The sequence below is a fragment of the Laceyella putida genome, from assembly GCF_042665195.1.
In the GTDB taxonomy this organism is placed as follows: Bacteria; Bacillota; Bacilli; order Thermoactinomycetales; family Thermoactinomycetaceae; genus Laceyella; species Laceyella putida.
The window spans coordinates 123,187-138,191 of sequence record NZ_JBHTBW010000006.1; the positions used below are offsets into that span (position 1 = coordinate 123,187).

The following is a 15,005-nucleotide window of genomic DNA, read 5'->3' on the forward strand; positions in this document are numbered from 1 at the left end:
TTCTGCGCCTATTTGCACTTTTCCTGCTCAGCTTTTTTTGTTCATCATCATCCGCAGATATGCTTCGATGAACGGATTGATCTCCCCATCCATCACCGCTTGCACGTTCCCCACTTCGGTCTGTGTGCGGTGATCTTTGACCAAGCTGTAAGGATGGAAAACATAAGAACGAATCTGGTTCCCCCAACCGATCTCCGTTTGTTCCCCCTTCAACGCTTGCAACTCTTTTTGTTGCTCTTCCAATTTGCGTTCATAGAGACGCGCCTTCAAGATCTTCATCGCTTTTTCGCGGTTTTTGATCTGCGAGCGTTCTGACTGGCAAGTCACGACGACACCTGTGGGAAGATGGGTGATCCGTACAGCCGAATCAGTCGTATTGACGTGCTGCCCACCCGCGCCGCTGGAGCGATAGGTATCTACTTTCAGCTCATCGGCCCGCACCTCAATCTCCACATCATTATCGATTTCCGGCATCACATTGCATGAAACGAAAGAGGTGTGGCGGCGGCCCGACGCATCGAATGGCGAGATCCGCACCAACCGATGGACGCCTTTTTCCGCCTTGAGGTAACCATAGGCATTCACCCCTTTGATCAGAAGCGTCACGCTTTTGACACCCGCTTCCTCACCGGGGAGGTAATCCAAAGTTTCCACTTTATAACCGTTCCGCTCCGCCCAACGGGTGTACATGCGCAACAGCATTTCCGCCCAGTCTTGGGATTCGGTTCCCCCGGCCCCGGGGTGGAGTTCAAGGATGGCCGAATTGCGGTCATACGGCTCACTTAACATCAACGCCAATTCGAAGGCATCAATCTCTTTGGATAATGAACGCACGCCTTTGGCCAGCTCTTCCTGCAAGCCGGCGTCCTCGCCTTCTTCGCTCATCAGTTCCATCATGAGTTGGCACTCTTCCAACTTCTCCTCGAGGCCAGCCATCACTTCAATCTGGTCTTTGAGATGCTTCATCTCGTCGATCACTTTTTGCGCCTCTTCTTGGTTGTCCCAGAAGGTGGGCGAAGCCATCTGCTCCTCCAGTTCACTTAAACGCGCTTTCTTTTGATCGAGGTCAAAGAGACCCCCTGATATCCGCCAAACGCTTGGCTGTAGTCGCTAACTGTTGCTTGATTTCGCTCATTTCCATATTGCGTCACCTCAACTGCAATTTGCTTCTATTATATCGCCTAATCACTCACTTTAAAAAGGCAGGGAGTCTCTCCCTACCTTTCTAATTGCCTGCTGTTACGGTTTTTTCCGTTTTGAGGCAACAGTTTTTGTACTTTTTGCCGCTGCCGCAAGGACACGGCTCATTGCGCCCCACTTTGTCCGTGCGGCGAACCGGTTCCTTCTTGGGCGCATCCGCTTCCTGGTCGGACCCGCCGGACACCGCTGTCGGATTGACAGCCACTTCTTCACGCTCAAGTTCTTCTTCCTCGGTGATGACGGATTTCATCACATATTTCACGATTTCTTCCTGGATTTCTTGGATCATCGCCTCAAACATGGCAAATCCTTCGAACTGGTAAGCACGAAGCGGATTATCCTGTCCATATGCGCGCAGATGAATGCCTTGGCGCAATTGTTCCATCGCATCAATATGGTCCATCCATTTCCGGTCCACGGTGCGGAGCACAACCACTTTGGAGAATTCCTGCAAGCGCTCATCCCCGATTTCCTTTTGGCGCTCTTGATAGTATTCTTTAACCTCTTCAAAAATCTCTTCTACCATCTCAGCCGGCTCTTTGCCTTCCAAATCTTCTGCATCGATGCGGCCTTCAGGCAAGAGGTTATTGGCAACATAGTCCACAATCGCTTCAATGTTCCACTCTTCTTCCAAGTCCTCCGCGGTATGCGATTGGACGATGTGTTCAATCGTCGATTTGGCCATGCCCAGCACGACATCTTTCAGATTGTCGCTCGCAAGCACTTCGCGGCGCTGCTTGTAGATGACTTCCCGCTGTTGGTTCATCACATCGTCATATTGCAAGACCCAACGACGCGCATCAAAGTTGTTCGCCTCCACTTTGCGTTGCGCGTTGGCGACGGCGCGCGAGAACATTTTGCCTTCGATCGGCTGGTCTTCCGGCAGTCCCAGGCGCTCCAACATGCTTTCAAGGTTTTCCCCGCCAAAGCGACGCATCAACTCATCGGATAAGGAGAGGTAGAATTGGGAAGAACCGGGATCGCCTTGACGACCCGCACGACCGCGCAGCTGGTTGTCGATCCGGCGGCTCTCATGCCGTTCCGTTCCGATGATGTGCAATCCGCCCAGTTCGGCCACGCCTTCGCCCAGCACGATGTCCGTCCCGCGTCCCGCCATGTTGGTGGCGATCGTTACCGCGCCCCGCTGTCCGGCTTGCGCGACGATCTCCGCTTCCCGGGCGTGGTTTTTCGCGTTCAACACTTCATGCGGAATGCCTTTTTTCTTTAACAAACGGGACAGGCGCTCCGACTTCTCGATCGAAACGGTACCGACCAGCACCGGTTGCCCTTTGGCATGACGCCGGGCGATCTCTTCCACCACCGCGTTGAACTTGGCTTCTTCCGTTTTATACAGCACATCTGACATATCGTTGCGCTGTTGCGGACGGTTGGTTGGAATCGGATATACGTCCATATTGTAGATTTTGCGGAACTCTTCTTCTTCCGTCTTCGCCGTACCCGTCATTCCGGACAGCTTTTTGTACAAACGGAAGTAGTTTTGCAAGGTAATGGTCGCCAGTGTCATGCTTTCGCGCTGAACTTGCAACCCTTCCTTCGCCTCAATCGCTTGATGCAATCCATCGCTGTAACGGCGGCCATACATCAGGCGGCCCGTAAATTCATCGACTATCACGACGCCTTCTTCATTCACCACATAATCTTCATCACGCTTCATCAGGACATGCGCTTTTAACGCCTGCTGGACGTGATGGTTGAGCGTGATATGCTTCATGTCATAGAGGTTGTCGATGCCAAGGAAGTTTTCCACCTTTTTCACACCGTCTTCCGTCAGTGTCACTTGCTTGGTCTTGATGTCAACCGTATAATCTTCCTCGTTCTTAAGACGACGCACGATATTGTCGGCGGTATAGTAAAGGTCCGTCGCTTTGTTGGCTTGCCCGCTGATGATAAGCGGAGTCCGCGCTTCATCGATCAGGATGCTGTCCACCTCGTCAATGATCGCGAAGTTGAGTTCGCGTTGCGTCAATTGCTCGGGATACAGTACCATATTGTCGCGCAGATAGTCAAACCCGAACTCATTGTTGGTACCAAACGTGATATCCGCTTGGTAGGCAGCCCGCTTCTCTTCCGAAGACATCATCGGCAGATTCAAGCCAACCGTAAGACCCAGGAATTCAAACACCTGGCCCATCCACTCTTTGTCACGCTTAGCCAAGTAATCGTTCACCGTAACAATGTGGACGCCTTTGCCTTCCAACGCATTCAAATAAGCGGGTAGGGTGGACACCAAGGTTTTCCCTTCCCCCGTCTTCATCTCAGCGATATCCCCATGGTGAAGAACCATCCCACCAACGAGCTGCACGCGGAAATGACGCATGTTCAATACGCGTTTGGCCGCCTCACGCACAACGGCAAACGCTTCAGGAAGAAGGTCATCCAAAGTTTCCCCTTTCTCCAGGCGCGCTCGGAACTCATCCGTTTTGCCTCTCAATTCCGCATCGCTCAAGTTTTGCAATTCGGGTTCCAATGAATCGATATGATCCGCAATACTGAAAAACTTCTTCAATTGCCGTTCATATGGGTCAAACAGTTTACGAAGGGTACCTAACACCTTCATCATCTCCTACCTAGAGCTGGATTTATGATAAAGAGCTCATTTCTGGCATCGACACAGTGCAAAACCTACTTATTTTAGTTTATCAAATTTGTAGGTCAATTTCACTTTTAACCGAAATAAAAGAGGACGGACCTTGAGGATAGGTCCGTAACACTCTATTTGCGGTTTACCAGCTCTCTTAAAATCTCATAAAAACGATGGGCCAACTTCTTGCGATCCCCTTCTCTGTCAATATACTGACGTCCCCGTTCCTTAATCGCCGCCCGCTCCTCTTCATTGAAAGAGCGAACTTGATCAATCGCCTCGGCCAACCCTTCCGGATTCTCCGCACCCGCAAAGATTCCCACTTGGTTTTTCTCCACGATTTCACGCACTTCACCATCGACGGTGGAGATGATCGGCAGTCCGATGAAGGTGTAATCAAACAGCTTGTTTGGTCGAGCCCCGCGGAAAACCTCGTTATCGGCCAGTGAGATAATCCCGCAATCAGCCGCATAGGTGTAATCAAAAATCTCCGCCTTGGGCACGGGATCAAGCAGATGGATATTGTCCAAGCCCTCTTCTTGCTTGATTTTCAGCAATCTCTCTTTTTCCGGCCCGTCCCCGATGAGCACAATCGCGGTGTTCGGCTTCAGGTGGCGCCCCGCTTTCACCACATACTCCAGGGCGTTGGCCGGTCCATGTGCCCCGGTGTAAATGGCCACAAATTGGTCTTCCGTCACACCCATCTTCCGGCGAAATTCCACCCGTTTCTCCGGATTTGGCTGCCAAGAGCTAACCACAATTCCATTGGGAATCAGGTCGATCTTGTCCGGGTCAATCCCCTTGTCAGCGATGAATTTGCGCTGGTGCTCAGTCAATACGATGATCTGATCCGCTTTTTCATATAAGAACGATTCCATCCAAGTGAGAAGCTTGACCACATGCTTGTTGTTCAATCCGCCCATCTTGATCAGGGAATCGGGCCAGAGGTCACGCACTTCCAACACAAAGGGGCAACCTTTCAGCTTGGCCAACATCCAACCCGCAAACGCCGTGAACAGATGGGGTGAAGAAGCGATCAACACATCCGGCTTCTTCTTGAGCAGGCCGGCCAAGAAAAAGACCGCCGCAAAACTTCCCATATTGATGATGCGCCGAAAATCGTTTTGCTTATGGGGGAAAGACCAAAGCCAATTCAGCTTTAACCCTTTTACCTGCTCGATTCCTTGTTTTTCTTCTTCTGTAATGAACGTGCGGCGCGGATGGACGAAATTGGACAAGAACACGGTTACTTCCGCCCCTTCTTCCCGCGCCCATTCGCGCGCTAATTCATAATGGCGTGTAATCCCTGCGATATTGGGAGGTACAGCATAATGATTGGCTAACCAGATACGCAACTTCTTCACTTCCCCTTATGGTCCATATCTCCGTATCAGGTGTGTTGATTTTTTCAGATGGTGGATGGAGGCGGATTGATCACAAAGCTCCCATCATTCCGCTTTCACCCACAGGGTACAGGCAAAACCGCCTGATCAACACGCCTGTCTCCGAGTGATTTCGCTTATCTCGCTTATATCTTTCCAATATATCCTCTAATGCTTCAATCATTACCAAAATCTATCTCAAGCCCCTTGTTGGAGCGGGTACCAAAAGGCAACATCTTCATCACAGAACGGAAGCATGAAAATATTGGATATTGTAATGTTTTTGTCACTATGTTACAGCAACGTAATAGAAACTAGTGACAATGTAACATAAATGGTCTGGGTTTGTGTATCCCTTTCGAAAAATAGTCAAGTTTGAAATTGGCGTGAAAAGCGGACGGACACCGGCTAGTACGGGGTGGCATGAGACTGAATGAAAACAAAAACCGACCAACTCCCTCATGGGAGCCGGCCGGTCTGCCATGCTTATTTCCCCAAATCTTTCATCAGTTGATCCAAAATCTTCTCGGACGCGCGTCCATCCCCAAACACCTCTGGCACTTGGGAGAAGTCGACTTCAAACCCGTGAACCGCTTCAAGGATTTTGCTTTGGTCCGCGCCCACGAGAACATTGGTGCCCAGTTCAACCGTCTCGGTCCATTCCGTTTCGTCCCGCATGGTGATGCAGGGCACCTTGGCGAAGAACGCCTCTTTTTGCACCCCGCCCGAATCGGTCAGGATCTTCTTGGCGTTCACTTCCAGTTGCAGCATATCCAAGTATCCAACCGGCTCAATCAGTTTCACGTTTGGATTGGTGATTTCCAAACCAAGCGGTGCCAGCTTGCCTTTGGTGCGTGGGTGCAGCGGTAGGACAGCCGGCAGCGGCAATTCGTTGATTGCGCCGATGATTTGGCTGAGGCGCGCGGGGTCATCGGTGTTTTCCGCACGATGCAGCGTGATCAGCACATACCCGCCCGCTTCCAGGCCCAGGTCGGACAGGATCGTCGATTTGTCATTGGCGAGCCGGCTGTTGTAAGCGACCGCATCCAACATCACATCTCCTGTCAGATGAACGCCTTTGGTGATTCCTTCCGTTTGCAGGTGGCGCACCGCGGTGGGAGTTGGGCAAAACAGCCATTCAGACACATGGTCCGTCAGCACGCGGTTAATCTCCTCCGGCATCCGGCGGTTGAAACTGCGAAGCCCCGCTTCCACGTGCGCGACGGGAATATGCAGCTTGCTTGCCGCCAGCGCCCCCGCCAAGGTGGAGTTGGTGTCGCCATACACCAGCACACAATCAGGCTTCTCCTTCAACATCACTTCTTCCACTTTGCTCAACATCTCACCCGTCTGGGCCCCATGCGATTTGGAGCCGACATGAAGATGATACTCCGGCACGGGAATATGCAATTCTTCAAAGAAAACGTCAGACATCGATTTATCATAATGTTGTCCGGTATGTACCAATACCTCTTGCGCGCGTTCGCGAATCACGCGCGAAACAGGAGCTGCTTTGATGAATTGCGGCCTCGCTCCAACAACAGTCAGTACTTTCATCACATTTTAAACCCCCTGCATCTCACCAGTCGGAATAGAGAGAATCTTTGTTTGTCCTTTGCTATCATAACACAGGTGGGGCCAGTTTCAATAATCGCCACTTCTTCTTAACAAAATGAAAAAGAACCCGCCGGCATTGGCGGATTCCCTTTTTCAACCCTCTCTATCTCATTCCGGTTCAATCAACCCGTATTTTCCGTCTTTTCTTTTGTAAATCACATTGACCTGATTGGATACGGCATTGGTGAACACAAAGAAGTTGTGCCCAAGCATGTCCATTTGGAGCATCGCTTCTTCCGTATCCATCGGTTTAAAATGGAAGCGCTTGGTCCGAACGAGATCCAGCTCTTCCTCATCGGCAATCACCGTGGGGGCCGCTTCTTGTTCCCACGATTGCCCTCTATGACCATTGCGGAAGCTAACATCCAGGCGTACTTTGCGGTGAATCCGTGTTTTATGCTTGCGAATCTGCCGCTCGAGCTTTTCAACCACCAAGTCGACAGATGCGTACATGTCCTCACTGGATTCTTCAGCACGGACGATCACCCCGGGAAACGGGATGGTCACTTCCACCCGATGCTGATCTTTCACCACAGTCAGGGCGACATGAGCTTCGGTTTCATTGACGTCATCAAAATATCGTTCGAGACGTCCCAACTTCCGTTCCACAAACTCATGTAACGCATCAGTCACTTCAATGTTATGACCACGGATGACATATCTCATAGAGAACATCCTCCTTCCGCTTTGTACTCTTTCTATTCCCGGATTCCAGAGAAATTCCTCCTCTTTTTCACAAAATCACAAAATAAAATTAAAGATATGTCAAATGAATATACACAATATTTCAATATACGTTTCGTTCAAACCCTTTACAACAATCGATTTTTTTGTATAATCGAACGTGTGAGCGGAGTTGCCCACTGGAATCCGTTTCATTATCGGCGGCAAATTAAAAGCCCCCTAAAGCGTTAGCTCTAGGGAGCGGGAATTTCGTTGATTCCAAAGCAACATTACTTTTTCACAACGTTCGCAGCCTGTGGTCCACGGGAACCCTCTACGATTTCAAATTCAACTTCTTGACCTTCTTCCAGAGACTTGAAACCATCCATTTGAATGGCGGTGTAGTGCACGAATACATCTTCGCCACCCTCGCGCTCAATGAAACCATAGCCTTTTTCCGCGTTAAACCACTTGACTTTGCCTTGCATAAAACACAATCCCTTCTTAAATCGTAGTCATTTGCATAAGAAGCGCATCTTATGCCACTTAAATATACCATTTGTCTAAAAATACTGTCAAGGTAGTACTATTGACCTACAAAACAAATCATAGCACCTTGCTTAAAAATGTTTTTAAGCGGCCATGTTTAGGTTGAGAAAAGATTTCGTCTGGTGACCCTTCCTCTATGATTCTCCCATCATCCATAAAGATGACTCGGTCGCCCACTTCCCGCGCAAATCCCATTTCATGCGTTACGACCACCATGGTCATCCCTTCACGGGCCAGTTTCTTCATGACCTCGAGCACCTCTTTGACCATCTCAGGATCCAATGCGGATGTGGGTTCATCAAATAACATCAGCTTGGGTTCCATCGCAAGCGCCCTTGCGATCGCCACCCGCTGCTTCTGTCCCCCTGACAGCTCCCCAGGGTAAGCCTCCGCCTTTTCCCGCAATCCCACTTTCTCTAAGAGCGCCAATGCTTTTGATTCCGCTTCGGCTTTGGGCGTCTTGCGCACATGAATCGGTGCCAAGGTGATATTGTCAATCACCTTTTTATGAGGAAACAATTCAAACTGCTGAAATACCATTCCAACATCCGTGCGAACCCGGTTGATATCTGTTTTGGGATCCGTCAGGTCAAACCCGTTGACCACCACGCGGCCTGAGCTTACTTGCTCCAACAAATTGAGACAGCGCAGGAATGTGCTTTTGCCGGAACCACTCGGACCAATCACACAGACAACGTCTTTTTCTTTAATATGTGCATTTAACTCTTTTAATACATGATGTTCGCCAAAAAATTTATTGAGATTTTCTACCTGGATCACCTGTCTCACCCTTTCCGACCGTTTGTGTTAAACCGTTTTTCCAAGTAATACACGACACGGGACAAAATCAGGGTTAACACCAAATACATCAATCCAGCCGTGAGATAAGGGGGCCAACGCACAAACGTGTTTTTTGCCGTGGTAAAAGCCGCATAGGTAATATCATTGACGGCAATGACCGTGACAAGGGAGCTGTCTTTCAGCAATGCGATAAATTCATTTCCAAGCGGCGGCAACATCCGCTTGAAAGCCTGGGGCAAGATGATCAGCTTCATCGCTTGCCAATAAGTCATGCCCAACGAGCGGGCCGCTTCCATTTGCCCTTTTTCAATCGATTGAATGCCTCCCCGAAAAATCTCCGCGATATAGGCGCCGGCATTCAAAGATAGCGCAACGAAACTGGATGTCAGCGCATCTGGCGCCGGAAAGCCCAGCATATCTTGAAACAACGTAGGCAAAATCGCAAAATGAATGGCCAAAATCTGCAACAGGAGCGGCGTCCCACGGAAGAGGTCCACATAGGCAGTGGCAGGAATAATCAACCATTTTTTTCCCGAAATTCTCATTAACCCTAAAATAAGTCCGATTAATAATCCAACCGCGACGGCAACCACAGTCAACTGGATAGTCATCCAGAGCCCTCGAATGAACAAATCCTGGTATTCAACAATCACTGACCAATCCCATACCATAGTTATCCACAGCCCCCTTCACCCAAAGTCTTTTTTTTTCAGTTATTCACAGCTTTATCCACATTATCCACAACATCCACAACTCGTTTTCCACACAACTTATAAACAGGTTATCCACAATGAAAAGAAAGGAGTGCCAAGGCACTCCTCATTTGGCAATGTTTACTTGTTATTTCCGAAATATTTGTTGTGGATTTTGTCATACGTTCCATTTTCTTTTACTTTCTTCAGGCCTTCATTCAGCTTTTTCAACATTTCGCCATTGCCTTTCTTCACGGCGATGCCATATTGCTCCACAGGCAAAGCGGGATCCTCCACGATTTTGAATTTGCCGTCGCCCAATTTCTTTTTAAACTCCACCACAACCGCACTGTCCACGACAACGGCGTCCAATCGCCCGATTTGCAAATCGTTGATGGCCGATGGCGTCTCATCATATCCCTTCAGCCCTTCATAGGTTTTGCCAAACGCTTCTTGCACGATCGCTTCCCCTGTCGTGGCTGACTGAACACCGATCTTTTTGCCTTTCAGCTCTTTTAAGGACTTGATATTGGATTGTTCCGGCACCAAGATATATTGTTTCGCATCAAAGTAAGGCTCGGTAAAATCAACCGTTTTCTTGCGGTCTTCGGTAATCGTAATCGCCGCTACCCCGGCATCCACCTTCCCCCGATCGATTCCTTCAAAAATCGCGTCGAAACCCATATGGGTAATCTGCACGTCCATGCCTACGGCTTTGCCGATCTCGCGAATCAGCTCCGCATCAAAACCGCTGATTTCCCCGTTCCCTTCTTGGAATTCAAATGGGGGGAACTCGGCATTGGTGCCAATCTGAATCACCTTGTCCGCTTTCGCCTGTTGTTTTCCGCCGCAGCCCGTCAGCATGACCGATACGGCCAAGGCGGCAATTCCCAATAGGACCAGTCGCTTTTTCATCTCCATCCTCTCCTTTTCCGTCTGAATCTCTTTATAAATAAGTGCGAAATCTCTAGCTAAAGAAAGATAATCGGATGGATTTATTATACAATATAAATGAATATATATTCAACATAAAACATCTATTTATTTTGCTAAGTCATCAACTTCATTTACTAACAACAGGGCACACGGCCGCCAAACGACCCTTCCTACTTATCCCAGTTGATTAATAAATATTCAAGAGTATCGCCTAAATATGGTAAAGCACACGACTGGTTCTATTGCACTTGGAAATACTTTTTATATAGCTTGTCATATGTTCCATCTTCTTTGATTTTCTTCAGACCCGCATTGATCTTGTCCAACAGCGCTTTGTTTCCCTTTTTCACGATGATTCCATATTGTTCCGGAGGGAACGAGGGATCTTCTACCGCTTTAAACTTGTCCGGTCCCAAGCGTTTAATGTATTCCAAAACAATCCCTTTATCCGCCACCACCGCATCCAAACGCCCCAGTTTCAAATCTTCAATCGCCGTCGGGGTATCATCATACCCTTTCAAATGCGGATAAGTCTTGCCAAACGCCTCATGCACCACAAACTCCCCCGTGGTAGCCGATTGCACGCCGATTTTCTTCCCTTGCAACTCTTTCAGCGTCTTTACTTGCGAATCACTCGGAAGGAGAATTTGCTGTTTGGCATCAAAGTACGGGTCGGAGAAATCGTATTGCTCTTTCCGGTCTTCCGTAATGGTAATGGCCGAAATCCCCGCATCCACCTTTTGGCTATTGATCCCTTCAAACAATGGATCCCAACCCGTATGTTGGATCTGGACCTTAAAGCCGCCCGCTTTGGCTATCGCTTCCATAACCTCCATATCAAAACCGACCAGCTTCTGATCCCCGGTCTGGCTTTCAAATGGTGGATAAGCAGCATCCGTTCCGACTTTCACGATTTGTTCTCCTGGCTCTCCTTCTTTCCCTCCCTGGCCGCATCCACTTAAAACCCAGACCAACGATACCAGCAACAAACAGAAACCGGCTTTTTTCCAAAGAACCACTTGCCGCTCACCCCTTTTTTTAAATTTCGAACCTATTAATTTAACATATGAATAATAACTTTCCGATTAATTATAAAACATTCTGTAACAAAATATCAAACCTTTTGAAACAAATAAGAAACACCCGACTCAGTTTGTTTCCTGAACCGGGTGTTCCTTCCTTTTATTGGTTCACAATTTCTTTTAATTGTTTACCAGGCTTAAATGCCGGAACTTTGCTGGCTTCAATCGTAATCTCTTCGCCCGTTTGCGGGTTGCGGCCTGTCCGAGCCGCCCGTTCACGCACTTCGAAGTTTCCGAAGCCGATCAGGGTCACCTTTTCACCGCTGCTGAGTGCATCCGAGATCGTTTGGAAAACACTATCAATGATTAGGCCGGCTTCTTTTTTGGTTTTTCCCGTGCTTTCCGCCACACGTTCAATCAATTCTGTTTTGTTCATATTCAACTCTCCTTCGTTCTGGTTCTTGTCTATGATAATGCCTATCTTAAGGTGTTGACGAGTTTGATCGTTTCTATACCTCTTTTATCTGGCAAAAGTTACGGAACAGACCTTTTTTGCTCCGGCCTGCCGCAACGGCTTCGCACACTCTCTAATGGTTGTCCCCGTTGTATATACATCATCAACGATGAGAATAACCTGATTTTCCACTTGTTTTTTCCAATCTCCTTCCGCGAGAATCACACTGCCTTGAAGCGCCAACAGCCGCTCCTTTCGTGACCGTTTGCTCTGATAAGCTGTCGCCCTGCTTCGCACAAGCAAAGATCGCACAGGCAAACCCAGGCGCCGGCCCACCTCGTCCGCCAGCTTCTCCGCTTGATTGAATCCTCGCTGAAGCAACCGCTCCCCATGAAGAGGAACAAAAGTGATGAGTGAAATGTTTTCCCTGGCGTAATGCGCTCGCACCACATCTGCCATCCACTGCCCCATTGGTACCGCCAAGCTTTCTTTGCCGCGATATTTGAAGAGCAGCATCCACTCCTTCACTTGCTCCGTATAAGCAACGGGACTTCGATTCACCACCCTCTCCTCTTCATGTATCCGAACGCAATCAAAACAGACACCCGTCGATGTCTCCTCAAAATCATTGCGTCCACACACACAACAGACCGGTTCCCCGATCGGTTGCACCGCTTCCTGGCAAACCGGACAAAGCCGCTTCACAGGAGGAGCGAATAAATTGGCCTGCACCGGTGCATTGCAAAACCAACAGGTTGTTGGGGGCGGAAACAGAAACGACCACCACTCCTTCAATGTGTATACGCCTCTTTTTGAAGAAATCCTTCTTTTGCCGCCCAATGATTTAGTTGTTTGATCTCTTTTTGTGTCTGAATTTGTGCTTCTGTCCGTTCCTCCGCCACAAACCACACCTCTCCTGCTTGGTAATCGGCCCGCCTGCCCACTCGACCCGCGATTTGCAACAAACTGGACCGGTCAAATACGGGATGATCCGCACCCAACACGATGACATGCGCACGCGGCACGGTAACTCCCCGTTCCAATATGGTCGTCGTGACCAACCACTTCCGCTCTCCCTTCCTGAACAGCTCCACTTCCTCGGCCCGGTTGGCTTGTCCGGCATAAACTCCGGCCATCTCCTCCGACAAAGACACATTTGCCTTTAACCAATCGGTCACAATCCTTACATCTTGCACTCGCGGAACAAACAACATCGCTTGGCCTGAACTCGCCTCCACTTGACGCAAAAACCGTTCCAAGACAGCAATCGGTCGGTTTCGTTTCAGCTTGCGCCATAATCCCCACTCCATAAACAGTTGTGGCTCAGGCAGGGGATACCCGTGATAACGAACAGGTAAGGTGACGCACGGAAGGCATCCTTGCTTCGCCAAGCTTTGCCAACCGGTTGGAGGTGTGGCCGTTAAGAGAATCTGTTTGCCGTCCGCGGACAGGGCCCGGTCCAACCCTTGTTCCAGCGCCGCTTGCCCATACAGTGGAAACGCATCCACTTCATCAATGATCATCAACTGAAACGCGCGCGCATAACGCCACAGTTGGTGTGCCGTGGCGACCACCACTTCCCCTGTGAGCCAAGTGTCAGCCGATCCTCCGTATAAAGCGAGAACACGAGCCGATCCCAAGGCCTGTTTGATCCGCGGCGTCAGCTCATGCACAACATCTTTCCTGGGTGTCACCCAAGCCACTCTTTTCCCTTCCCTGAGCGCTTCAATCATCAAGGGAAACATCATCTCCGTCTTTCCCGCACCCGTCACCGCCCAAAAGAGAATCTGTTTGGCGGTAAGGCCCAACTGCCTGTTCAACTCCGCCACAGCCCGCTGTTGCGCATCCGTCAGTGTGGACGGCGCCATGACCGGTTGTTCAGTCCATGGCGCGGCAACCGTTGCACTCTTGTTTGGCACACTCTTGCCCGTAAACAGGAAGAAGGGCGTACAAGTTTGGGACCGTCCCATGAGTAAGCAGGTTTCGCAAACCACACAGCGCTCCTGGCAACGAACGCACTTCCGCTCCACTAACGAGCCACCTTTCGTGCCGCATCGCTGACACCGCCAATGCCAAGCAGGCCGCGCACTATCCACCCCTGGATGGAGACGGCAAAAGCCCTCCAGCACCAACCATTGCAACCCACGCAAAAGCATACGCGACGGATGCACTGATCCATGCTTGGTGAGCAGTGCTTCCACTTCTTCCAACAACAAGGCCCTGCCCGCCAAGAGCGGCATCCATGTTTGGCCTGCTCGTCTTGTCTCCGCCCACGCCCCGTCAGCCAACGCCGGCGGTTGGAACGACTCGTCCCTTGCACGGGCGGGTACGCGTCGCTTGCGGACCGCCTGCAAAGCCAGCCCGATGGAACGCGTGACGCCCAACCAGGCAATCTGCCGGTTTTTCTCCCGCCAATATCGGGAATCCACTTCAGGGGCCATGCTCATCTGCCAGGCTTCCATTCCATCCACTTGATACAGGGCAATCTCCACCCGATCCCTCCTTCGCACCGATATCATTTACCATTTTTTACAAAAAAATCACCATTTCCTTTATGAAAAATAAAAAAACAGGCCCGATTCGGCCTGCTACCCTTGTATATCCCCTTGATCTTCATGCCAAAAACCGCTTCGATTTTTCGCCGGTCGTTTCCATTTCCCGCAAATCAAGCACGACCAGCTTCTCTTTGCCTTGCTCTTGCCCTTTTAACCAATTGGCTATGGCATCATCCGTATGCTGTTCCGTGTCAATATGCAAGACTTCTAAATGAGGAAAACGGTGTTTTAACCTTTCGAGGATCGCCTTGGTGTCGTCGGTGGAGCCCGTATCAATGCAGGTCACCTTGCCCGGTTTGCCTTTGGCACCCTTCCAGCCGTGATACGAGCGAATCATCCACTCAACCGCTTGCTGACTGTTTTCCGTGATAATCACAAGATGAACGGCCTTGTTATGATAAGCGTTGCCGTAAAAATGGGGAATCGTCTTCACCAAAAAAACGACAGCGAAACAAAGGGCCGCACTCCATAGAACCCATTGTTCCATCGCATCGCCCCTCCTCTTCTTATCATTCTATGTGAGAAAGGCAGG

14 protein-coding genes are annotated in these 15,005 nt (G+C 49.8%); all 14 read right to left on the bottom strand.

Annotated features, from left to right (window positions below):
- Positions 1-27: 27 nt before the first annotated feature.
- A protein-coding gene (prfB, locus tag ACFQNG_RS02320) for a peptide chain release factor 2 (protein ID WP_379863212.1) occupies positions 28-1,141 on the bottom strand; the annotation gives its coding sequence in 2 pieces (ribosomal slippage) (positions 28-1,068 and positions 1,070-1,141; 1,113 coding nt in all).
- An 84-nt stretch (positions 1,142-1,225) separates the two neighbouring features.
- Positions 1,226-3,772, bottom strand: a complete 2,547-nt coding sequence (gene secA, locus ACFQNG_RS02325) for a preprotein translocase subunit SecA (RefSeq protein WP_379863213.1) — start codon at positions 3,770-3,772, stop codon at positions 1,226-1,228.
- A 161-nt stretch (positions 3,773-3,933) separates the two neighbouring features.
- Positions 3,934-5,157, bottom strand: coding sequence for a glycosyltransferase family 4 protein (locus ACFQNG_RS02330; RefSeq protein WP_379863214.1), 1,224 nt, complete (start codon positions 5,155-5,157; stop codon positions 3,934-3,936).
- A gap of 513 nt (positions 5,158-5,670) precedes the next feature.
- Entirely contained in the window at positions 5,671-6,741 is a 1,071-nt protein-coding gene (gene wecB / locus ACFQNG_RS02335) for a non-hydrolyzing UDP-N-acetylglucosamine 2-epimerase (protein WP_379863469.1), read from the bottom strand.
- 168 nt (positions 6,742-6,909) lie between these two features.
- Positions 6,910-7,467 (bottom strand): ribosome hibernation-promoting factor, HPF/YfiA family, encoded by a 558-nt coding sequence (hpf, locus tag ACFQNG_RS02340; RefSeq protein ID WP_379863215.1) that lies wholly within the window; start codon positions 7,465-7,467, stop codon positions 6,910-6,912.
- A 287-nt stretch (positions 7,468-7,754) separates the two neighbouring features.
- Complete coding sequence (gene cspD, locus ACFQNG_RS02345; RefSeq protein ID WP_379863216.1) at positions 7,755-7,952, bottom strand: cold-shock protein CspD; 198 nt, start codon at positions 7,950-7,952, stop codon at positions 7,755-7,757.
- A gap of 118 nt (positions 7,953-8,070) precedes the next feature.
- Positions 8,071-8,793 carry an amino acid ABC transporter ATP-binding protein gene (locus ACFQNG_RS02350; protein WP_379863217.1) on the bottom strand — a complete coding sequence of 241 codons (723 nt, stop codon included), beginning with the start codon at positions 8,791-8,793 and terminating at the stop codon, positions 8,071-8,073.
- A 5-nt stretch (positions 8,794-8,798) separates the two neighbouring features.
- Positions 8,799-9,485 (bottom strand): amino acid ABC transporter permease, encoded by a 687-nt coding sequence (locus tag ACFQNG_RS02355; RefSeq protein ID WP_379863218.1) that lies wholly within the window; start codon positions 9,483-9,485, stop codon positions 8,799-8,801.
- Positions 9,486-9,647: 162 nt separating this feature from the next.
- Complete coding sequence (locus tag ACFQNG_RS02360; protein ID WP_379863219.1) at positions 9,648-10,421, bottom strand: basic amino acid ABC transporter substrate-binding protein; 774 nt, start codon at positions 10,419-10,421, stop codon at positions 9,648-9,650.
- Between the two features lie 260 nt (positions 10,422-10,681).
- Positions 10,682-11,461: a basic amino acid ABC transporter substrate-binding protein gene (locus tag ACFQNG_RS02365; protein WP_379863220.1), complete on the bottom strand. Its 780-nt coding sequence runs from the start codon at positions 11,459-11,461 to the stop codon at positions 10,682-10,684.
- Positions 11,462-11,624: 163 nt separating this feature from the next.
- Positions 11,625-11,900 (bottom strand): HU family DNA-binding protein, encoded by a 276-nt coding sequence (locus tag ACFQNG_RS02370; RefSeq protein ID WP_379863221.1) that lies wholly within the window; start codon positions 11,898-11,900, stop codon positions 11,625-11,627.
- An 84-nt stretch (positions 11,901-11,984) separates the two neighbouring features.
- Entirely contained in the window at positions 11,985-12,713 is a 729-nt protein-coding gene (locus ACFQNG_RS02375; RefSeq protein ID WP_379863222.1) for a ComF family protein, read from the bottom strand.
- A complete protein-coding gene (locus tag ACFQNG_RS02380) occupies positions 12,710-14,410 on the bottom strand; it encodes an ATP-dependent helicase ComFA (protein ID WP_379863223.1) in 1,701 nt (566 codons plus the stop codon). The genes ACFQNG_RS02375 and ACFQNG_RS02380 overlap by 4 nt, the downstream gene beginning before the upstream one ends.
- A 121-nt stretch (positions 14,411-14,531) precedes the next feature.
- The gene (locus ACFQNG_RS02385) at positions 14,532-14,960 is read right to left on the bottom strand and encodes a glycosyltransferase family 2 protein (protein ID WP_379863224.1); all 429 of its coding nucleotides are present in this window, start codon (positions 14,958-14,960) and stop codon (positions 14,532-14,534) included.
- Between the last annotated feature and the right edge of the window lie 45 nt (positions 14,961-15,005).

Coding starts and splice junctions, on each gene's coding strand:
- ACFQNG_RS02385 (WP_379863224.1), bottom strand. CDS start 14,960: ATGGAACAATGGGTTCTATGGAGTGCGGCCCTTTGTTTCGCTGTCGTT.
- ACFQNG_RS02355 (WP_379863218.1), bottom strand. CDS start 9,485: ATGGTATGGGATTGGTCAGTGATTGTTGAATACCAGGATTTGTTCATT.
- ACFQNG_RS02370 (WP_379863221.1), bottom strand. CDS start 11,900: ATGAACAAAACAGAATTGATTGAACGTGTGGCGGAAAGCACGGGAAAA.
- hpf (WP_379863215.1), bottom strand. CDS start 7,467: ATGAGATATGTCATCCGTGGTCATAACATTGAAGTGACTGATGCGTTA.
- cspD (WP_379863216.1), bottom strand. CDS start 7,952: ATGCAAGGCAAAGTCAAGTGGTTTAACGCGGAAAAAGGCTATGGTTTC.
- ACFQNG_RS02360 (WP_379863219.1), bottom strand. CDS start 10,421: ATGAAAAAGCGACTGGTCCTATTGGGAATTGCCGCCTTGGCCGTATCG.
- wecB (WP_379863469.1), bottom strand. CDS start 6,741: ATGAAAGTACTGACTGTTGTTGGAGCGAGGCCGCAATTCATCAAAGCA.